This window comes from Acidobacteriota bacterium (assembly GCA_016716715.1).
In the GTDB taxonomy this organism is placed as follows: Bacteria; Acidobacteriota; Thermoanaerobaculia; order UBA5066; family UBA5066; genus Fen-183.
The window spans coordinates 1-20,836 of the sequence record JADJVE010000015.1 but is presented as its reverse complement, the minus strand read 5'-3'; the positions used below and the strand labels follow the sequence as shown (position 1 = coordinate 20,836).

The window sequence follows — 20,836 nt, the reverse complement described above, 5'->3', positions numbered from 1 at the left end:
ACGCCCGCGCGGGCCCCGCAGCGGCGCGCCTCGGGTGCGCCGCCTCTGCCGGCAACCCTATTCACTTTCTAAGCAGATCTCTCTTCTCTTCTCTCCCCTCAACCAGCGTCACCCTCGTGCCGGCCGGCACGTCCGTGAGCGTGTCGCGGCGGCCGTCCGGCCAGCGGATCTCGACGCGGTCGGCCATTGCGTCCGCCCCGACGCCGAAGAGGAGGTCGTGCGAGGACTGCGACATGAACGACGAGCCCGCGCGGACCTCGCGCAGCTGGACCCTGCCGCCGGCGTAGAGCCGGACGACCGCCCCGAGGGCGTCCCGGTTGAATCCGGACGGCATCGAGAGGCGCACGACGACGCGCCCGCCGCCGTCCCCGCCCCAGCGATTCGCGTACACGAGCAGCGGGCCGCGGAAGCACGCGACGACGACCTCGGGTGCGCCGTCGCCGTCGAGGTCCGCGTAGGCGAGGCCGCGCGTGTCCTCGCGCGTGTCGAATCCCTCGACGAACGACCGCTCCTCGAAGGTCCCGTCGCCGCGGTTCCAGAACAGTTTCTTCGGCGTGTGCGACGCCATGCCGTTCGCGCCGAAGTCGATCCCGCCCCAGACGCCGTCGTGGAAGTTCACGCCCTCGCGGCCCATCGCGTTCCAGAACCCGATCTCGTCGTCCTTGCCTGTCGTCGCGCGGAACATCCCGTTCACGACGAGGAGGTCCTCGCGGCCCTTGCCGTCGAGATCGACGAACTCCGTGCCCCACGCCCAGCCGCCGTCCGCGACCCCCGCGCGCTCGGAAGCCCTCTCGAACGTCATCCCGCCCAGATTTCGGAAAAGGCCGTCTCCGCGCGTCCGGCGCGTCATGATCTTCGCCATCCACGGCCGCGCGAGGAACGAGCCCGGGAGCGCCGGCATCGGCCAGCGCGAGTCGCGCAGGATCCACTGGAAGGGCGTCCAGTAGTCCGTGACGTGGAGGTCCCACCGCCCGTCGCCGTCGAAGTCGCCCCACGTGCAGCCCATGCCGTAGCCCTCGTCCTCGACGCCTGCGGTCTTCGCGACGTTCACGAAGCGCGGACGGCCCGGCGTCGAACGGTTCTCGAAGAACGAGTTGACTCCGAAATCGTTCGCGACGTAAAGGTCGTCGTCCCCGTCGTCGTCCGCGTCGCAGGCCGAGGCTGCGAATCCCCAGCCCGTATCGCCGAGACCGGAGGCGGCCGTCTCGTCCACGAAGAAGGGGTGGCCGTCCCGGACCACGTTCCGGAAGAATCGGTCGCCGACGCCGTTGAGCCCGCGGTACGAGGGCCCCGTCGTCCGCGCGTCGCCGTAACACGCGACGAACAGGTCCACGCGGCCGTCGCGGTCCGCGTCGAAGAAGACCGCGGACGTGTACGGCGCCGACAGGCCCGCGAGCCCCCACGCGGCCGTGACGTCGCGGAACCTGCCGTGTCCGAGGTTTTTGAGCATGCGGCAGGGCGAAGCGTGGTTCGTGAGGAACAGGTCGGGCAGGCCGTCGCCGTCCACGTCCGCCGCGACGCCTCCCGACGCCTCCATGTCGGGCAGGAGGTCGAGCCCCGAACCGGCGGTCGCGTCGCGGAATCGGCCAAGTCCGTCGTTGAGGAAGAGGCGCGGGCGCTTTCCGGGCACGATCACGTCGACGGCCCCGTCCCCGTCGACGTCCACGAGCAGCACGCCGGGGTGGTGGTGCGTCGCGGGCATGCAGATGTTCGTGGCCTCGACGGGGTCGAGCGTCTCGTTCGTGACGCCGAGGCCGCGCGCGACAGCCTCCTCGAAGAGGTGCGGCATGCCCTTCTGGACGTCCGCGGGACCGCCCACGGCACGAGAGGCCCGGAGGGTCCAGGTCGCCGATACGGCCGGGAGTTCGAAATCGAGGTCGAAGAGCGCAAGGCTTCCGACGCGAAGCGGCTCCCGCTTCCCTTCCAGGCGGACTTCGAGGCGCAGGGAGAGGGCCGAAGAGGACTTCTTCTGAAGGTCGATGATCCTGATCGCCGAGGTGCATTGACTGGCGCAGGCGCGCCGCCACCGGCGTGACAACTCGACCAGCGGCCCCGCGCCCTCGCCGTTTCCGAGGCTTTCCGGAGCGGCGCTCGAGCCCTCTTCACTTTCGAAGAAATATTCTCCGATCTCCCGGACGGGACGCGAAACGCCGCGGGAGTAGTCCTCCAGCGTGGGCATCGGCCCCGTCGCGCCGCAGCCGGCCGCGAGAAGCGCGGCGGCGAGGGCGGCGGGAAGGAGGCGACGCACCCAAGGATCTTAGCCAGAACGAAACTCCGTCTCCCCTTGGCCTCTAGGCATAATCGGCGCGTGCCGCGGACGCCCCCTCTCTTCGCCGCTCTCCTCGCGGCAGCCGTGTGCGGCGCGTGTGCGTCCACACCGGACACGCCGAAGGCGCCCGAGACGCGCTGGGCGCCGCCAGCGAACGCAATTCCGCCCGCCCCGACGCCTCCGCCGCCGCCCCCCGAAGCGTCGCCGGAGAGGCTCGCGAACCGCACGATCTCCCTTTACGAGGCGATCGACGTCGCGCTCGCGAACAGCCCCGTGACGCGCCAGAGCTGGTTCCTCACGCAGTCCGCGTCCGCCGACGTCGGGAGCCGCCGATCGGCGTACTACCCCGCCGTGGAGGTGGACTTCTCGGGCACCCGGCAGAAGCAGAGCTCCCTCGGCGGCTCCGTCACGGCGCTCTCGACGACGTATGCGCCGTCCGTGAGCCTCAACTGGCTCATTCTCGACCTCGGGGGACGCGCCGCGGACGTCGAGGAGACGAAGCGGCGGCTCCTCGCGGCGAACTTCATCCACAACGCCGCCATGAACGACCTGATTCTCGGGGTCGCACAGGCGTACTACCTGTACGAGGGGGCCCGCGCGCTCCTCGTGGCCCAGGACGCGAGCCTCAAGCAGGCGCGCGAGAACTATGCGGCCGCCGAGGAGCGCCACCGCGCCGGCGTCGCGACGATCGCGGACGTCCTCCAGGCCCGTACGGTCGTCTCGCAGCAGAAGCTCGCCTACGACCAGGTGAGCGGCCAGATCCAGACGTTCCGGGGCCAGCTCGCGACGACCCTCGGCGTGCCCGTGAACCTGCCCGTCGAGGCCGCCGACCTGCCCGCCGACGTGCACGAGGACGCCGCGGTCGCGTCCGTCGACCGCCTCATCGCGGAAGCCGAGAAGAGCCGCCCCGAGCTCGCCGCCGTGCGCGCCCGGGCCCAGGCCGCGCAGGCCCGCGTGACGTCCGCCCGGTCGGCCGGCCTTCCGACCCTCTCGGCGTCGGCTTTCGCCGGCCGCAACTACTACGACTTCCTCGGCGAGAGCGTCCCGTACACCACGAACTACTCGCTCGGCTTTTTCCTGCGCGTCCCGCTCTTCACCGGATTCAAGACCGTGTACGACACGCGGAGCGCCGAGGCGGCCGCGCGCGCTGCGGACGCCGGCGCCGAGACGTACGCGCAGCAGGTGATCTTCCAGGTATGGAACAGCTACTTCGGGGTCCAGACGGCCGCGCAGCAGGTGCGCGCCTCGAAGGACCTCCTCGCGAGCGCAAAGGAGTCCGCGGAGGTTGCGCGCGGGCGCTACCGCGAAGGCGTCGGTTCGATCCTCGACCTCCTCACCGCCGAGAGCGCCCTCGCCAACGCCCTCGCTCAGGACGTGAGAAGCCGCGCCGGGTTCCTCCTCGCCGTGGCCCAGCTCGCACACGACACGGGAAGCGCCGACACCGCGCTCATCCCCGTTCCCGCAAGGAAGGAGTCCGAATGAGACGGATCGTCTCCGCCCTCCTCCTCGCCGCCGCGCTCGGCGGCTGCACGCGCGCCGAGCGCAAGGCGTCCGGACCGCCGGCCGTCCCCGTGACGGCCGCGGCCGTCGAGAGCATGGACGTCCCGCTCGAGGTGACGGCCGTCGGGCACGTGGACCCCTACTCGAACGTGGCGGTGCGGACGCGCGTCGGCGGCGAGGTCACGAAGGTGGCGTTCCGGGAGGGCCAGGACGTGAAGTCGGGCGAACTCCTCTTCGAGCTCGACCGCCGTCCCTACCAGGCCGCGCTCGCCGAGGCCGAAGCGAATCTCGAGCGCGACCGCGCGCGGGCCCGCGAGGCGGACGAAAACCTCAAGCGCTACGCCGAACTCGTCAAGAAGGACTACGTCACGAAGGAGCAGTTCTCGCAGGCGACCGCGAACGCCGACGCGCTCCGCGCGACGGTCAAGGGCGACGAGGCGGCGCTCGAGACGGCGCGCCTGAACGTCGCGTACTGCACGATCGCGGCTCCGATCTCGGGCCGGACGGGCGGGCTTCTCGTCCACCCCGGCAACCTCGTCAAGGCAAACGACGACCGCGCGCTCGTCGTCATCAACCAGGTCGAGCCCATCTACGTGACGTTCGCGGTGCCGGAGGCGGCGCTCGCGGACGTCAAGAAGCGGGCCGCCTCGGGCACGCTCAAGGTCTCCGCGCTCCCGAACAGCCCCGGGGCCGTCGCCTCCGAAGGCGACCTCACGTTCATCGACAACACCGTGGACGCGACGACGGGCACGATCAACCTCAGGGCCACGTTCCCGAACCGCGAGCGCGCGCTCTGGCCCGGCCAGTTCACGAACGTGTCGCTCGTCCTCGCGACGGACTCCGGAGCGACGGTCGCGCCGAACACCGCGGTGCAGCCGGGCCAGGCGGGTTCGCTCGTCTGGGTCATCAAGGCCGACGACACGGTCGAGGCGCGGCCCGTGACGGTGCGGCGCGTCTTCAAGCAGTGGTCCGTCATCGAGAAAGGCCTCGCCCCCGGAGAGCGCGTCGTCACGGACGGCCAGCTGCGCCTCGCGCCCGGCGCGAAAGTCACGATCAAGAAGGCGGGCTGAGGCGCACTTTGAACATCTCGGAACTGTTCATCCGCCGGCCCGTCGCGACGACGCTCGTGATGCTCGGGATCCTGTTCTTCGGGATCGTCGGCTACCGCCTGCTCCCGGTATCGGACCTTCCGAACGTCGACTTCCCGACGATCCAGGTGACGGCCGCCCTTCCGGGCGCGAGCCCGGAGACGATGGCGGCCGCCGTCGCGACGCCGCTCGAGAAGCAGTTCACGACGATCGCCGGCCTCGACAACATGACGTCCGCGAGCATCCTCGGCGTCACGCAGATCACCCTCCAGTTCAGCCTCAGCCGCAGCCTCGACGCGGCCGCACAGGACGTCCAGGCCGCGATCGGCGCCGCCTCGCGTCAGCTGCCGCCGGGAATGCCGACGCCGCCCACGTACCAGAAGGTGAACCCCGCCGACCAGCCGGTCCTCTTCCTCGCCCTCACGACGCCGACGCTCCCGCTCCCGGTCCTGAACGAGTACGCCGAGACGATGATGGCCCAGCGCATCTCGACCGTCGCCGGCGTGGCGCAAGTGCAGATCTACGGCGCGCAGAAGTACGCGGTCCGCGTCCAGCTCGACCCCCGCGCGCTCGCGTACCGCGGGATCGGCATCGACGAGGTCTCGGCCTCGGTGGCTTCGGCGAACGTGAACATCCCCACCGGGACGCTCTGGGGCCCGAACACGGCCTACACCGTCCAGGCCACGGGTCAGCTCACGGAGGCGGCGCAGTACGGGCCCCTCATCGTCGCCTACCGCAACGGCTCGCCCGTGCGCGTGAAGGACATCGGCCGCGCGCTCGACGGCACCGAAAACGACAAGACGGCCGCGTGGTACATCGACAGCACCGGCTCGCCCCGCGGGATCGTCCTCGCGGTCCAGAAGCAGCCCGGCCAGAACACGGTCGAGGTCGTCACGGAGATCAGGAAGCTCCTTCCGCAGTTCGAGTCGGCGCTGCCGGGCTCGGCGAAGCTGAACATCCTCTTCGACCGGTCGCAGTCCATCCGCGAGTCCGTCGCGGACGTGAAGTTCACGCTCCTGCTCACGCTCGCGCTCGTCGTCCTCGTGATCTTCCTGTTCCTCCGGAACCTCTCGGCGACGGTCATCCCGTCGCTCGCGCTCCCCCTCTCGATCGCCGGCACGTTCGCGGCGATGTACGTCCTCGACTACAGCATGGACAACCTCTCACTGATGGCCCTGACGCTGTCGGTGGGCTTCGTCGTGGACGACGCGATCGTCGTCCTCGAGAACATCGTCCGCCATCTCGAGATGGGAGAGCCGCCGTTCGAAGCCGCCCTCAACGGCACGAAGGAGATCGGCTTCACCATCCTCTCCATGACCATCTCGCTCGCGGCCGTCTTCATCCCGCTCCTCTTCATGGGCGGAATCATCGGGCGCCTTTTCCGCGAGTTCGCGGTGACGATTGCCGTCGCGATCCTCGTCTCGGGCTTCGTCTCGCTGACGCTCACGCCCATGCTCTGCGCGCGATACCTGCGCGCCCACTCGAAGGAGGAGCGGCACGGCCGGCTGTACCAGGCATCCGAGCGCGTGTTCGACTCCTCGCTCGCGTTCTACGAGCGGGGTCTGCGCTGGGCCCTCGCCCACCAGCGCGCGACGATGGTCTTTTCGGCCGCCATCCTCCTCGCGACCGTGTGGCTCTTCGCGCGGATCCCGAAGGGCTTCCTCCCGTCCGACGACATCTCGCAGATCTTCGCGCCCACGGAGGCCGCGCAGGGCATCTCGTTCGAGTCCATGGCGGCGCACCAGAAGGCCGTGGCCGCCGTCGTGGCCGAGGACCCCGCGATCGCCGGCTTCATGTCGAGCTGCGGAAACCGCGGCAACGACACGCGCGGCGGGAATCAGGGGATGATGTTCATCCGGCTCAAGCCGCGCGCGGAGCGCGGGCCCGTGGAGCCGATCGTCCAGCGGCTGCGGGTCAAGCTCGCGCAGGTCCCGGGCATCCGCGTCTACCCGCAGGTGCTCCCGCCGATCCGCCTCGGGGGCACGCTCACGCGGGCTCAGTACCAGTTCACGCTGCAGGCCCCCGACACGAAGGTCCTTTACGCCGCCGCGCCGGCGCTGGAGGAAAAGCTCCGGGCGTTCCGCGGGCTCCAGGACCTCAACAGCGACCTCCAGCTCAAGAACCCGACCGCGTACCTCACGATCGACCGGGACCGCGCCGCCGCCCTCGGCGTGACGCCCGAGTCGCTCGAGAACGCGCTCTACACCGCCTACGGCTCGCGGCAGATCTCCACGATCTACGCGCCGAACAACCAGTACCAGGTCATCATGGAGCTCCTCCCGGAGTTCCAGCGCGACCCCTCCGCGTTCCAGCTCCTCTACGTGCGCTCCAAGAAGGGCGAACTCGTCCCGCTCTCGGCGATCACCCACCTCGAGCGGACGGTCGGCCCGCTCGCCGTGAACCACGCGGGCCAGCTGCCCGCCGTCACGCTCTCGTTCAACCTCGCGCCGGGCGTCTCGCTCGGCGACGCCGTCGCCGAGATCAACAAGATCGCTCGCGCGACGCTGCCCGCGTCCGTCCAAACGAGCTTCCAGGGCACCGCGCAGGCGTTCGAATCCTCGCAGAAGGGGCTTGGGCTCCTCCTTCTCGTCGCGATCCTCGTGATCTACATGGTCCTCGGCATCCTCTACGAGGACTTCTTCCATCCGATCACGATCCTCTCCGCGCTCCCGTTCGCCGGCTTCGGCGCACTCCTGACGCTCCTCATCTTCAAGACGGAGCTGTCGATCTACGCCTTCGTAGGCGTGATCCTGCTCGTCGGCCTCGTGAAGAAGAACGGAATCATGATGGTCGACTTCGCCGTCGAGGCGCGGCGTGCGGGCAAGGGCGCCCAGGAGGCGATCTACGAGGCCTGCGTCGTCCGGTTCAGGCCGATCATGATGACGACGATGGCGGCGCTCATGGGCACGCTCCCGATCGCGCTGGGGTTCGGCGCGGGCGCCGAATCCCGCCGGCCGCTCGGCCTCGCCGTCGTCGGCGGCCTTCTCTTCTCCCAGCTGATCACGCTCTACGTCACGCCGGTGTTCTACGTGTACATGGACCGGCTGAAAGGCTGGATCGAGCGGCGGCGGCACGCCGGCGTGACCGTCGACGCTCCGGCGTCGGCGGGAGGCTGAACCGGATGGCCCTCCTCTTCGAGCCCCTCCGCCTGCGCGACGTCACGTTCCGGAACCGGATCTTCGTCTCGCCCATGTGCATGTATTCAGCCGGGGACGGCGTGCCGAACGACTGGCACCTCGTGCACCTCGGCAGCCGCGCGGTGGGCGGCGCCGCGCTCGTGATCGCCGAGGCGACGGGCGTCTCGCCCGAGGGCCGCATCTCGCCGGGAGACACGGGGCTCTGGAACGGCGCGCAGGTGGACGCCTTCCGCCGCATCGCCGCTTTCGTCTCGGCTCGGGGCGCCGTGCCCGCGATCCAGCTCGCACACGCGGGACGCAAGGCGTCGACGCACCTGCCCTGGAAGGGCGGGGGTGCGCTCGCGGCCGGCGACGGCGCGTGGACGACGCTCGCCCCGAGCGCGATTCCGTTCGACGCCGGGTATCCGGCGCCGTGCGAGATGGCGCCCGCCGACATGGACCGCGTGACGGACGAGTTCGCCGCTGCCGCGCGCCGCGCCGTGGACGCGGGTTTCGGCGCCGTGGAGGTCCACGCCGCGCACGGCTACCTCCTGCACGAGTTCCTGTCCCCGCTCTCCAACCGGCGAACGGACGGATTCGGCGGCCCACTCGAAAACCGCATGCGCTTTCCGTTGCGCGTCGTCGGCGCCGTGCGGGCCGCCTTTCCCGCTGACCGCCCCGTCTTCGTCCGCATCTCGGCGACGGACTGGGCCGACGGCGGCTGGGACCTCGACGAGTCGATCGTATTCGCGCGGTGCCTGAGGGAGCTGGGTGTCGACCTCGTCGACTGCTCGAGCGGCGGCCTCGTTCCGCACGCGAAAGTGGCTGTCGGGCCCGGCTACCAGGTCCCGTTCGCAGAGGCGATCCGGCGCGAGGCGGGGATCCCCACGGGAGCCGTCGGAATGATCACGGAGCCGAAACAGGCCGAGGAAATCCTCGCGGACGGCAAGGCCGACGCGATCGTCATGGCGCGGGCGTTCCTGCGCGACCCCTACTGGCCCCTTCACGCGGCGAAGGAACTCGGCGCGGAGATCGAGTGGCCGGCCCCATACCGGCGCGCGAAGGCGTGAACGGCTACGAGGTCGTCTCGAGCAGCCGCGCCACGACGTCCGCCGCGCTGTAGGACGTCGCGCCGGGCCGGAGAAAGCGGGCCACGTCGGCGACGTCGTCGCCCGACGTCACGAGCGTCTTCTCGGCGAGGCCGCCGCGCGTCTGCGGGAGGCCGATGTCGGCCATGAGCGCGTTGCACAGGCACTTGCGGCCCTGCGCGTTCTCTTCCCCGCCGCCCTTGGCGACGTACAGCGCCACGGGCTCGGACGCGCAGCGGTAGCCCGTCGCGCCGTCGGCCTTGCGGTACGGCTCGCGCAGGTACCCGAGGTCGCAGATCCGCGTGCGCGCCAGGTACTCGGCCTCGGACGACATCGTGCCCTCGAGCTGGACGACCTTGAACGGGAAGCCCGTCGGCGACGCGACGGGATCCGTGAAGACGTGGGCGCCGCCCGTCCGCGCGAGGGCGAGAACGCGCGCCTTCGTCGCGGTGTCGAGGCCCGACTCGTCGCAGTACGCGAACGCGGTTCCGACCTGGACGCCCGCAGCTCCGCTCGCGAGCGCGTCCCGCAGGCCCTCGGCCGTGCCGCGCCCGCCCGCCAGCCAGAACGGCAGCCCCAGCTCGCGCATCTTCGCGAGGTCCACGACGTCGCGCTCGCCGTACACGGGCTCGCCCGACGCCGAGAGCGCCGGCTTTCCGCGCGGCGGCGCGTTGTGGCCGCCCGCCGTCGGACCTTCGATGATGAAGCCGTCGACCCTGCCGTTCGCCTTGCGGTGAAGCGTCAGGGCGAGCGTGTTCGACGCGATGATCGGAAGGAAGAGCGGCCGGTTCAGTGCCGGGGGCACGCCCTCGATCCAGTCGGAAGGATCGAAGCGCATGAGGGTGTCGTCCCCCTCGACGGAGCCCGTGATGGCGAGCGGATACTCGGCCGCCTCGTGCAGGACGAAATGGTCGAGGATGCCCGGGACGCGGATCGGAATCCCGGCGCCCATCAGGACGGCCGCGACGCCCGCCAGCATCGCGCCGTAAATCGAGGGCAGCACGGGCAGCTGGATCTTCTCGAGGTAGTTGATCCCGACCGGCCCGTCGTGGCCCTCGCGCGCGAGGAAGACCTCGACGAAGTTCGCGACGATGCACAGCTCCACGAGCTCGCGCGCCGACCCGGTGCGGGCGTACATCGGGATCGCCCGGTAAGGCGCGCCCTCGGGCCGCCCGCCCTCGACGAAGTACTTCGCGAGGACGCGGCCCGCCATCCCGGGAAACGGAAAGGCGGCCATCGCGCGGCGCATGTGTCCGCCCGCGTCGCCGTCCTGCAGACGCCGCGCGAGAATCACGTCGAGCGCCGTGCCCGAGACGACGCCGAGCTGGCCGAGACGCGAAACGGCGTTCGCAAGCGACCAGTTCGAGACGCCGGCGCCCATGCCGCCCTGAATGATCTGCGGAAGTACCGACATGAGGCCTTTCCGGCCTGGAAGTCGGCCGGAGTCAGAATACAACGAAACACGCCGCCGACCGGAGGATCCGTGGACTTTTCCGAGCCCGAAAACGTGAAAAACCTCCGTCAACTCGTGCGCGACTTCGTCGAGAAGGAAGTCGTTCCGCTCGAGCCGAAGTTCCTGAACGAGGGCTGGCATTCCGTGGCACCCGCGCTCGAAGCCGTCCGCCGCCGGGCGCGCGGCACGGGCCTCTTCGCGGCGCACCTTCCCGTGGCCTGGGGCGGCGCCGGCCTCTCGCTCGTCGAGTTCGCGCACATGAGCGAGGAGCTGGGCCGTTCGCCGCTGGGGCACTACGCCTTCAACGTGCAGGCGCCGGACGTCGGGAACATGGAGCTCCTTCTCGGGCACGGCACGGACGCCCAGAAGGAACGCTGGCTGCGCCCTCTCGTCGCCGGCGAGATCCGGAGCTGCTTCACGATGACGGAACCGGAGTTCGCGGGCTCGAACCCCGTCTGGATGGGCACGACCGCGAAGCGGGATGGGGGCGACTGGGTGATCCGCGGCCACAAGTGGTTCGCGTCGTCCGCCGAAGGCGCCGCGTTCGCCGTCTGCATGGCCGTCACGGATCCCGACGCGGCGCCCCACCGGCGCGCGAGCTTGATCCTCGTTCCGACGGACACGCCGGGCTTCTCGATCCTCCGGAACATCTCGGTCATGGGCCACCGCGGCGGGAGCTGGGCGAGCCACGCGGAAGTCGGCTACGAAGGCGCGCACGTGCCGCTCGGGAACCTCCTCGGAGGCGAAGGCGACGGCTTCGCGCTCGCGCAGGAGCGGCTCGGCCCGGGGCGCATCCACCACGCGATGCGCTGGATCGGAGTCTGCGAGCGCGCCCTCGAGATCATGTGCCGCCACGCCGCCACGCGCGAGATCGCGCCGGGGACGCCGCTCGGGACGCGGCAGCTCGTCGAGGCCGCCGTGGCGGAGAGCCGCGCCGACATCCACGCCGCACGACTCGTCGTCCTCCACGCCGCCTGGCTCCTCGAGAGGGACGGCGCGAAAGCGGCGCGCGAGGAGATTTCCCTCGTCAAATTCACGGCGGCGCGCGCCCTCCAGCGCGTCCTCGACCGCGCCCTGCAGACGCTCGGCGGCCTCGGGATGACGGACGACACGCCTCTCGCGTTCTGGTACGCGCACGAGCGCGCCGCGCGCATCTACGACGGCCCGGACGAGGTCCACCTCTCCTTCGTCGGGCGACACACGCTCCGGCGGTTCGGGCTGCCCCCTCGCGGATGAGCGTCCTCGACGCGGCGGGCGAGGTCCGAGGAGAAGACCGCTTCGATGAAGGTGCCCTCGCGGACTTCATCGCAGGCGCGTTTCCGGGCAGCGGCGGCGCATCGGAAATCTCAGTGTCCCAGTTTCCCGCCGGCCACTCGAACCTGACATTCCTCGTCTCGTTCGGCGGGCGCGAGATGGTCCTGCGCCGCGGGCCGCACGGGGCCTCCGTGAAGACCGCCCACGACATGCGCCGCGAGTTCCACGTCCTGTCCGCCCTCGCTCCCCTCTATTCGAAGGCTCCGAAAGCCCTCGCTTATTGCGGGGACGCCGCCGTTCTCGGCACGCCTTTCTTCCTCATGGAAAGAATTCCCGGCGTGATCCTCCGCGGCTCGACTCCGCCTCCGGGGCTCGACCTCTCGCCGCCGCGGATGCGCGCGCTCTCGGAGGCGTTCGTCGACTCCCTTGCCGCGCTGAACTCGCTCGACGTCTCGTCGGGACCTCTCGCGGCACTCGGAAAGCCCGAGGGCTACTCCGTCCGGCAGGTCGCCGGCTGGACCGGGCGCTGGGTCCGCGCGAAGACCGAGGACGTCCCCGCGCTCGACGCGGCCGCCGCGTGGCTCGCCGGGCGCGCTCCAGCCGCTGCGCGCCCCGCGCTCGTCCACAACGACTTCAAGTACGACAACCTCGTCCTCGACGCCGGGGACCCGACGCGGATCGTCGCCGTGCTCGACTGGGAAATGGCGACGCTCGGAGATCCGCTTCTCGACCTCGGAACCACGCTGGGCTACTGGATCGACCCCGACGACGCGCCCGAAGTTCGGGCGCTGCCGTTCGGGGCGACCCTCATCCCGGGGAATCTCCCGCGCGCCGAGGTCGCCGCGCGCTGGGCCGGGCGGGCGGGGCGTCCCGACGCCGACGTCCTCTTCGCTTACGTCTTCGGACTCTTCAAGATCGCGGTCATCGCCCAGCAGATCTACCGCCGGTTCGCCGAGGGACACACGAAGGACCCGCGCTTCGCCGCGATGCCCGAAGGGGTGCGGATCCTCGGCCGGCAGGCCGACCGGGCCCTCGAACGGGGTCGGATTTCCTAACGCAGCGAGTTGACGCAGCGCGTAATTCGACGTATATTCAGGTTCAGCGAGGGAGGTGCCCATGAGCCCAGCCCAAAAGCCGAGCCCGACCCTCCCGGAGTCCGGCTCGAGCCTGAACCCCGAGGGTCACCACACATGCACGCGCTGCCCCGTCTGTTCGACCGAGGCCTGCGCCGTCCTGGAAGAGCTCGGGATGTTCTGCGAGACGATGTGCGCCGCGAGTCAGGCCGAGGCCGCCGACGCGGCGAAGGCCCACAAAGGCTCGGCTGCGGCGTGACCCCGCCGAACGTCAGCGTGCGCCGAGAAGTCTGAAGAACGCGGACTTCCCGAGGCGCTTCGCGTAGTCGAGCGGAGTCTCGCCCCCGAAGACCTCGTCCAGCGGCGCCCCCGCCTTCACGAGTGTCTTCGCCAGATCGACGTCGTTCGCCCCCACGCACGCCCACAGGCATCCCCGGGGCGCCGCGCCGGAGCCCAGCAGCAGACTGACCAGATCCGGATTGCGGCCCCAGGCGACCGCGTACCAGAGCGGCGTCGCCTTGAAGCTCCCGCCCTCTTCGGGAATGTCGTGCACGGCGTTCGGATTCGAGCCCGCTTTCAGAAGCGCTCTCGCCACGCGAAGAGAATTCCCGACGTCCAGCCCGTCCTTCTCGCCGTTCGTGCGTGCGCAGCGATGGAGCGCGGTGCGGCCGCGTTCGTCGACGACACGCGCGAGACCCCGGTCCTCGCGGAGGCCGGCCGAAACCGTCTCGACGTCCCAGCGGGCCGCGGCGTCGAAGAACTTCTTCCGGTTCACCCGGGCGGAGAATAACCCGTTTCTGCGACGCCGTCTCAGCCGAGCAGCGCCGTGACCACCCGGTTCGCGACGAACGCGCCGGAGTAGGCGAGCAGCGTCATGTACGCGAACTGGACCGCCGGCCACTTCCAGCCGCCCGTCTCGCGCCGCACGACGGCCACCGTCGACAGGCACTGCATCGCGAACGCGAAGAAGACGAGCAGCGCGACCGCGCCGCCCGGCGTCAGGTCGTGGCGCAGCGCAGACTGGAGGCCCGCCGTGCCCGCTCCGGCGTCCATTCCGTAAAGCGTGCCGAGCGTCCCGACGATGACCTCGCGCGCCGCGAGCGACGTCACGAGGCCGATCGCGATCCGCCAGTCGAATCCGAGAGGCCGCACGAGGGGCTCGAGCGCGCGGCCGAGCGTGCCCGCCACGCTGTTGCCGATCTCGGGCATCTGCCCGGCCGAGAGCGGCAGGTGCGCCAGGACCCAGAGGACGATCGCGACGCCGAGGATCACGGTGCCCGCGCGGCGCAGGAAGATCTTCGCCCGGTCGTACATCCGGAGGGCGATCTGCCGGAGCGTGGGCCGGCGATAGGGCGGCATCTCGAGGAGGAACGGCGAGCCGTCGCTCTTCAGGACCGACGACTTCAGGAGCCGGGCCGTCCCGAAGGCGGCGAGGAACCCGAGGACGTAGAGTCCGAGCATCGCCGCGGCGCGCGTCCCGAGAAACGGCCCGAGAAGCGGCCGCTCGGGGATGAAGGCCGCGATGATGAGCGTGTAGACGGGCAGGCGCGCCGAGCACGTCATGAACGGCGCGATGAGAATCGTCGCGATGCGGTCGCGCTTGTTCTCGATGGTCCGCGATGCGAGGACGGCCGGGACCGCGCAGGCGTAGGCCGACAGGAGCGGCAGGAACGACTTCCCCTGCAAGCCGGCCTTGCGCATCGTGCGGTCCGCGATGAGCGCCGCGCGCGCGAGGTAGCCCGAGTCCTCGAGGAGGCCGATGAAGAGGAAGAGCAGCAGGATCTGCGGGAGGAAAACGAGGACCGACCCCACGCCTCCCCAGACGCCCTCGACGAGAAGGCTCCGGAACGGCGACTCGGGGAGGACCCCGCCGATCCACGCGCCGGAGGCGCGCACGGCGGCATCCACGAGGTCCATGAGCGGGCGCGCGGCCGAGAAGATCGTCTGGAACACCCCGACGACGACGGCGAGGAAGATCAGCGGACCCGCGACGGGGTGCAGGAACACGGCGTCGAGCCGGCGCGTCCAGAGCGGCGGCGCGGGGGCTGCGTAGCCGGCCTGGTCGCCCACGCGGACGGCCCACTGCCGGCACTTCGGGATGTCGGCAAGCGTGGGCAGGTCCATCGCGCGCGGCACGCCGACGGCGCCGTTCAGGAAGTCGTAGACCGTCTGGATGCCCTCGCCCTTGGCCGCGCTCACGAGCGCGACGGGCGCGCCCAGCTGCTCGGCGAGCGCCGCGGGGTCCACGGAGCCGCCGCGCGCCTCGAGCTCGTCGGCCATGTTCAGGACGACCAGCGTCGGAAGGCCGAGCGCGAGCACCGGCGCCGCGAGGACGAGATGGCGTTTGAGGTTCGTCGAGTCGAGGATCAGGAGGATCGCGTCGGGCTTCTGCTGCCCCGCCATCTCCCCCGCGAGGACGTCGCGCGTGACGCGCTCGTCCTCCGAGCGCGGCGTCAGGCTGTAGACGCCGGGAAGGTCGATCAGCACGACCTCGGTGTCGCCGTCCAGGCGCGCTCGGCCGCGCCGCTCCTCGACCGTGACGCCCGGATAGTTCGCGACCTTCTGCCTCAGGCCCGTGAGCCGGTTGAACAGCGTCGACTTGCCCGAGTTCGGGGGCCCGACGAGGCCGACGAGCCGCGGGTGGGGATGTCCGTGAACCGGCAGGACCGCGACCGGGCAGCCGTCGCAATGGGGAGCGGCGCTCACCGGCCTTCCTCAGCCGCGCGGCCGATGGAAGAGGCTTCCACGTGGATGTGCCGGGCCGTGTCCCTGCGCAGCGCGAACTCGGTCCCCTCGACGCGGTACACGCGCGGGTCCCCGCCGGGCGCGCTCCGGGCGGCCACGATCACGCTGCCGGGCAGGAAGCCGAGCTCCATGAGGCGCTGGGCGTCGCCGTCGGGCAGGTCGAGAAGGGTCAGAACGCCGCTCTGCCCCGGCACGAGATCGGCCAGGGTCGAGACGGCGGTGAAGGCGGCCGAAGCGGGCATCGAATGCGCTTTCCGGTTGAGACTAAGTCTCATCCACGGCCATTATGCTCCACCTTTCTTGAGACTGCATCCATGATGCAAATGTCTCATCCGGCTGAGGCTTCGGCCTCGGAGTACCCTCGAACTCGCGCCGTTCCCTTCGGCGTACTCCGATGCCCGTCACCGTTCCCGCTCCCGACTCGTCCGACCTGTCGACGCTCGACTGGCACGCGCGAAGCGTGGACGACGTCGCCGCCGCACTCGGGACGGATCTCGAGGACGGCCTGTCGCCCGCGGCATTACCCGATCGGCCGGCCGACGACTCCCCCGACACCGATGCACGCGGCCCCTGGCGCATCTTCTGGAACCAGCTCAAGGGCGGGGTCATCCTCGTCCTGATCGCAGCGACCGCCGTGATGCTCGCGCTCGGCCACGTGGGTGATGCGCTTGCCATCGGGGCCTCCGTCGTCTTCTCGGTCGTCTTCGGATTCATCACGGACTTCCGCGCCGAGCGCGCTCTCGACGCTCTCCGGACGCTCTCCGCTCCGACGGCGCGCGTGGTGCGCGGAGGCCTCGAGCGCGAAGTTCCAGCCGAGGACCTCCGGCCCGGCGATCTCCTCGTCCTCATGGGCGGCCAGATCGTCGCCGCCGACGGACGAATCGCCGTCGCGCACGACCTGCAGGCCGACGAGTCCGCGCTCACCGGAGAAAGCGTTCCCGTCGCGAAGTCGCCGGACCCGGTGGAAGCCGCCGCGCCGCTCCCCGAGCGGACTTCAATGGCGTGGGCCGGGACGACGGTCGTCGGCGGCTCGGGCCGCATGGTGGTCACCGGGATCGGCGGCGGCACGGAGCTCGGGCGCATCGGCAAGCTCGTGGCCGGCCAGGGCCGCGAGGAGACTCCGCTCGAGAAGCAGGCCGAGCAGCTCGGCCGGCGGCTCGCGCTCCTCGCGATCGGGCTCTCGGCCCTCGTGACGGTCCTTGGCCTCCTGCGCGACCGCCCCTTCTGGCTCATGCTCGAGACGGGCGTCATCCTCGCGATCGCGGCCATCCCCGAGGGCCTCCCCGCGGTCACGACGATCGCGCTGGCCGCAGGTGTGCGGCGGATGGCGAAGGCGGACAGCCTCGTGAGACGGCTCTCCTCGGTCGAGACGCTGGGCTGCACGTCGGTGATCTGCACGGACAAGACCGGCACCCTCACGGAGAACGTCATGCGCGTGACGCGCGTCGTCCTCCCCGGGCGCAGCCTCGACGTCACGGGCGAGCGCTACGACCCGGCCGGCCAGTTCCTCGACGGCGGCAGGCCCGCACCTCCGGGGGACGATCTGGCGCGCCTGCTCGAGATCGCCGCGGTGTGCAACGACGCGACGCTCGAAGCCCACGAGGGCTGGCACGTCCACGGCTCGTCCACGGAAGGCGCGCTCCTCGCGCTCGCGGGCAAGGGCAAGGTCGACGCCGAACGTTTCCAGCGCGTGAGCGCGATCGCATTCTCGTCCGAACGCAAGCGCATGTCGGTCGTCGCGCGCGACGTCGAAGGCCGGCTGTGGTCGTTCGTCAAGGGCTCGCCCGAAAGCCTCGTCGCGCGCGCCACGAGCGTTCTCGCCGGCGGCGCCGAGGCGCCGCTGGACGCGCCGGGCCGCGAGCGCCTGCTCGCCTCTGCTCACGCTCTCGGCGAGTCCGGTCACCGCGTCCTCGCCTTCGCGCACCGGCTCCTGGGCCCCGACCACGCCGCCGAGGCCGCCGAAGAAGGGCTCACGTGGGTGGGGCTCGTGGGGCTCATCGACCCGCCGCGGGCAAACGTCCGCGGCGCGATCGAGGAGCTGCGCAGCGCCGGCATCCGCACCGTCATGGTGACCGGCGACCAGAAGGGCACGGCGATGGCCGTCGCGAAGACGCTCGCGATCGCCGGACCCGACGACCTCTGCCTCGACTCGGCGGAGCTCGCCCTGTATCTGCGGGAGCACCGCTGGGAGGACCTCCGGAAGACCGCCGTCTTCGCACGCGTCACGCCCGAGGACAAGCTCACGATCGTCCACGCGCTGCGCGAGGCCGGCCGGATCGTTGCGATGACGGGGGACGGCATCAACGACGCGCCCGCGCTGAAGGCGGCGAACATCGGAATCGCGATCGGGCTCGGCTCGGCCGACGTCGCACGCGCGGCCTCCGACCTCGTCGTCACGAGCGGCGACTACGCGACGATTCCGACCGCGGTGGCCGAGGGCCGCCAGATCTACGCGAACATCCGGCGCGCCGTTCATTTCCTTCTGCTCTGCAGCCTGTCGACGATCGGCGTCATGCTCGTCGCGGTCGTCACGAACCTGCCTCTCCCGATGAGCCCCCTCCAGCTCCTCTGGCTGAACCTCGTCGTCCACATCTTCCCGGCCGTCGCGCTCGTCCTCGTGCCAGGCGAGACCGACGTGATGAGCCGCCCTCCGCGCGACCCGAAGGAGCCGCTCCTGACGTGGGGCGCGACCGGCCGGATCGCCCTCCGGAGCGCCGTCGTCGCGGCCGTGGTCCTGTGGAGTTACACGGCGGGCGGCGGGCGCGGCGACGGCCCGCGCGGTCAGACGCTCGTCATGGCGACGCTCGCGCTGACGCTTCTCGCCGGGGCCTTTCCAGGTCTCTCGGAGACGAACCCGTTCTGGCGAATGGGCAGGAGCCTGACACCGCCCTTCTGGCTCGCTCTCGCCGGCGGCCTTGGGCTCCAGTTGCTCGCGCTGCACTGGCCGCCGCTCGCCTCCGTGCTCCTGACCGAGCCCCTCTCCGCGCCGGACTGGCTGCGGGTTCTGGGAATGGCGCTTGTCGCCCTCGTGGCCGTCGAGGCGGGCAAGCTCCTCACGGCTCCGCGGGATTGATCTAGGATCGCGGCATGCGCTCGCCCGCCTCCACCCTCCTCGTCCCCGTCGACTTCTCCCCCGCGTCCCTCAAGGCCGTGCGCGAGGCCGGCCGGCTCGCGGACGCGATGGTGGCGTCCGTGACGCTCCTGCACGTCCGGCCCGTCTCCGACGTCGCCGCCGCGATCGCGGAGGGGCGCGAGGACCTCCTCAAGGGCACGTCGCGCGCGCTTTCCGCCGCGCTCAGGCGCCACTACACGGAGAAGCTCGAGGCGCTCGCGGCGCGCTCGGGCGCCGCCGAGGCGCGCCTCGCGTCGGGCCGGGCCAGCCGCGAGATCGTCAGGGCCGCCCGGGGCTTCGACCTCGTCGTCATGGGCCGCACGGGCCGCGGCGGCGTTTCCGGACTCCTCGGGGGAACGACGGGCAAGGTCCTCGCAGGGAGCCCCGTCCCGGTCGTCGTCGTTCCGGCCTGACGCTTCTGGCCGCCCGCTGAGACCCGGTCGCGCCTTGAGGCGTAGAATTGCGGGTCTTATGGCACTCAAACCGACCGGTTCCGCCACGATCTCCTTCGGGCTCGTCTCGATTCCAGTGAACCTGCACTCGGCGAGCGAGTCCAAGGCCGCGATCTCCTTCAACATGCTCCACGAGTCCGACCACGCGCGCGTCAAGCAGCAGCTCGTCTGCACGAAGGACGGCGAGGTCGTGGAACGCGACAAGATCGTGAAGGGCTACGAGTTCGAGAAGGGCCAGTACGTCGTCTTCACGCCCGCCGAGCTCAAGGCCCTCGACGAGCAGGCGAACCAGGTCATGGAGATCACCGAGTTCGTGCCGCTCGCGAAGATCGACCCGGTCTACTTCGACAAGGGCTATTACCTCTCCCCCGGCAAGGGTGGCGACAAGGCCTACCGCCTCCTGTCGCGGGCCATGACGCAGACGGGCCGCTGCGGCCTCGCGAAATACGCGGCACGCGGCAAGCAGTACCTCGTCGTCGTGCGGCCGGTGACCGGCCACGAGGGCGGGCTCATGATGCAGCAGCTCAGCTACGCAGACGAGATCCGCTCCTTCAAGGACGTCGAGGTGCCCGCCGGCGACGTCAACGAGGCCGAGCTGAAGCTCGCGATCATGCTGACGGACCAGATCGCAACCGACGAGTTCCACCCCGAGAACTACAAGGACGAGGTCAAGGAGCGCGTCGAAGGGCTCATCCAGAAGAAGATCGCCGGCCAGGAGATCTCCGAGACCGAGGCGCCCGCGCCGAAGACGCACGTCATCGACCTCATGGAGGCGTTGAAGGCGAGCCTCGCGGCGCGCACCGGCCGCAAGGGCGCGGCCCGGGCCGCCGACGTCGCGGAGAAGCCCGAGCGCAAGCCCGCCACGCGCGCCGACGCCACCCGCGGCGAGACGCGGACGAAGCTGCGCGCGGTCGGAAACGGGAAGAAGGCCGCCAAGGGCTGACATGCCCGGGGGCTATTCGGCGCGCGACGCCGCGACGATGCTCGGGGTGCCTCTGGCCCGAGTAACCGCCTGGGCCGCGTGGCTTGGGCTGGATGCCGGGAGCCGCGACCTGCGACTCTCGTTCCAGGACCTCGTCCTCCTGCGCACGGCCAAGGGCCTCGCCGGTGCGAACGTCCCCGCCGCCACCGTGCGACGGTCCCTCAAACGCCTGCGCGCACAGCTGCCCGACGGCCGCCCGATCACGGGCGTGAGGATTACGGCAGACGGCAAGCGCGTCGTCGCGCGCGACGGCGCATCCGTGTGGAACCCCGAGTCCGGGCAGGCTCTCTTCGATTTCGCGGTCGCCGAGGTCGCGACGGCCGCGGCGCCCCACGCGCGCAAGGCGGCCGCCGAGGCGCGCCGCGAGGGCGAGAAGCTGACGGCGTCCGACTGGTACCGCCTCGGCTGCGACGTGGAGGCCGCGTCCCCGAAGGACGCGCGCGACGCGTACCGCCGCGCCGTCGAGCTCGAGCCCCATCACGCCGATGCGCACGTGAACCTCGGGCGGCTCCTCCACGAGGACGGCAAGACGGGCGCGGCCGAGGTCCATTACCGCATCGCGCTCACCGCGAACCCGAAACACGCCGCCGCGGCGTTCAACCTCGGCGTAGCGCTGGAGGACCGCGGGAAGCTGCGCGAGGCCGCGCAGGCGTACGAGCGTGCGCTCACCTCTGACGCCGACTTCCTGGACGCGCACTACAACC

General features: G+C 70.8%; 16 protein-coding genes. 11 read left to right on the top strand and 5 right to left on the bottom strand.

The genetic code is table 11. From position 1 onward, the window contains the following. Positions 1-61 precede the first annotated feature (61 nt). Positions 62-2,248, bottom strand: coding sequence for a CRTAC1 family protein (locus IPL89_17125; GenBank protein MBK9064888.1), 2,187 nt, complete (start codon positions 2,246-2,248; stop codon positions 62-64). Between the two features lie 60 nt (positions 2,249-2,308). On the opposite strand from IPL89_17125, the gene IPL89_17120 reads away from it, so the two are divergent. The 4 genes from IPL89_17120 to IPL89_17105 are packed head-to-tail and all read left to right on the top strand — an operon-like array spanning position 2,309 to position 9,043. Then, complete coding sequence (locus IPL89_17120; protein MBK9064887.1) at positions 2,309-3,751, top strand: TolC family protein; 1,443 nt, start codon at positions 2,309-2,311, stop codon at positions 3,749-3,751. Then, complete coding sequence (locus tag IPL89_17115) at positions 3,748-4,839, top strand: efflux RND transporter periplasmic adaptor subunit (protein MBK9064886.1); 1,092 nt, start codon at positions 3,748-3,750, stop codon at positions 4,837-4,839. The genes IPL89_17120 and IPL89_17115 overlap by 4 nt, the downstream gene beginning before the upstream one ends. Before the next feature lie 8 nt (positions 4,840-4,847). After that, positions 4,848-7,973, top strand: coding sequence for an efflux RND transporter permease subunit (locus IPL89_17110; protein MBK9064885.1), 3,126 nt, complete (start codon positions 4,848-4,850; stop codon positions 7,971-7,973). A 5-nt stretch (positions 7,974-7,978) separates the two neighbouring features. Then, complete coding sequence (locus IPL89_17105; protein ID MBK9064884.1) at positions 7,979-9,043, top strand: NADH:flavin oxidoreductase/NADH oxidase; 1,065 nt, start codon at positions 7,979-7,981, stop codon at positions 9,041-9,043. Positions 9,044-9,047: 4 nt separating this feature from the next. Here the strand turns inward: IPL89_17105 and IPL89_17100 are convergent, their stop codons facing one another. Continuing rightward, positions 9,048-10,475, bottom strand: coding sequence for a nitronate monooxygenase (locus tag IPL89_17100; protein ID MBK9064883.1), 1,428 nt, complete (start codon positions 10,473-10,475; stop codon positions 9,048-9,050). A gap of 69 nt (positions 10,476-10,544) precedes the next feature. On the opposite strand from IPL89_17100, the gene IPL89_17095 reads away from it, so the two are divergent. The 3 genes from IPL89_17095 to IPL89_17085 all read left to right on the top strand — a co-directional run bounded on the left by IPL89_17095 (position 10,545) and on the right by IPL89_17085 (position 13,100). Next, complete coding sequence (locus IPL89_17095) at positions 10,545-11,750, top strand: acyl-CoA dehydrogenase family protein (GenBank protein MBK9064882.1); 1,206 nt, start codon at positions 10,545-10,547, stop codon at positions 11,748-11,750. Further along, entirely contained in the window at positions 11,747-12,823 is a 1,077-nt protein-coding gene (locus tag IPL89_17090) for a phosphotransferase family protein (protein ID MBK9064881.1), read from the top strand. Before IPL89_17095 ends, IPL89_17090 begins: the two co-directional genes overlap by 4 nt. Positions 12,824-12,884: 61 nt before the next feature. Then, positions 12,885-13,100, top strand: a complete 216-nt coding sequence (locus IPL89_17085; protein ID MBK9064880.1) for a hypothetical protein — start codon at positions 12,885-12,887, stop codon at positions 13,098-13,100. Between the two features lie 12 nt (positions 13,101-13,112). Here the strand turns inward: IPL89_17085 and IPL89_17080 are convergent, their stop codons facing one another. From IPL89_17080 to IPL89_17070, 3 genes are read right to left on the bottom strand one after another with little or no spacing between them, the layout of a single operon-like run. Continuing rightward, entirely contained in the window at positions 13,113-13,616 is a 504-nt protein-coding gene (locus tag IPL89_17080; GenBank protein MBK9064879.1) for an ankyrin repeat domain-containing protein, read from the bottom strand. A gap of 35 nt (positions 13,617-13,651) precedes the next feature. After that, positions 13,652-15,547 carry a ferrous iron transporter B gene (locus IPL89_17075; GenBank protein ID MBK9064878.1) on the bottom strand — a complete coding sequence of 632 codons (1,896 nt, stop codon included), beginning with the start codon at positions 15,545-15,547 and terminating at the stop codon, positions 13,652-13,654. Next, positions 15,544-15,828: a ferrous iron transport protein A gene (locus tag IPL89_17070; GenBank protein ID MBK9064877.1), complete on the bottom strand. Its 285-nt coding sequence runs from the start codon at positions 15,826-15,828 to the stop codon at positions 15,544-15,546. The genes IPL89_17075 and IPL89_17070 overlap by 4 nt, the downstream gene beginning before the upstream one ends. Before the next feature lie 152 nt (positions 15,829-15,980). Here IPL89_17070 and IPL89_17065 point away from each other — a divergent pair, with 152 nt between their 5' ends. The 4 genes from IPL89_17065 to IPL89_17050 form a co-directional block, all read left to right on the top strand. After that, the gene (locus IPL89_17065; protein ID MBK9064876.1) at positions 15,981-18,659 is read left to right on the top strand and encodes a cation-transporting P-type ATPase; all 2,679 of its coding nucleotides are present in this window, start codon (positions 15,981-15,983) and stop codon (positions 18,657-18,659) included. 14 nt (positions 18,660-18,673) lie between these two features. Next, complete coding sequence (locus IPL89_17060; protein ID MBK9064875.1) at positions 18,674-19,111, top strand: universal stress protein; 438 nt, start codon at positions 18,674-18,676, stop codon at positions 19,109-19,111. 58 nt (positions 19,112-19,169) lie between these two features. Then, entirely contained in the window at positions 19,170-20,093 is a 924-nt protein-coding gene (locus IPL89_17055) for a Ku protein (protein ID MBK9064874.1), read from the top strand. Position 20,094: 1 nt separating this feature from the next. After that, positions 20,095-20,836 (top strand): tetratricopeptide repeat protein (locus IPL89_17050; protein ID MBK9064873.1); only part of this gene is annotated, 742 nt, incomplete at its 3' end.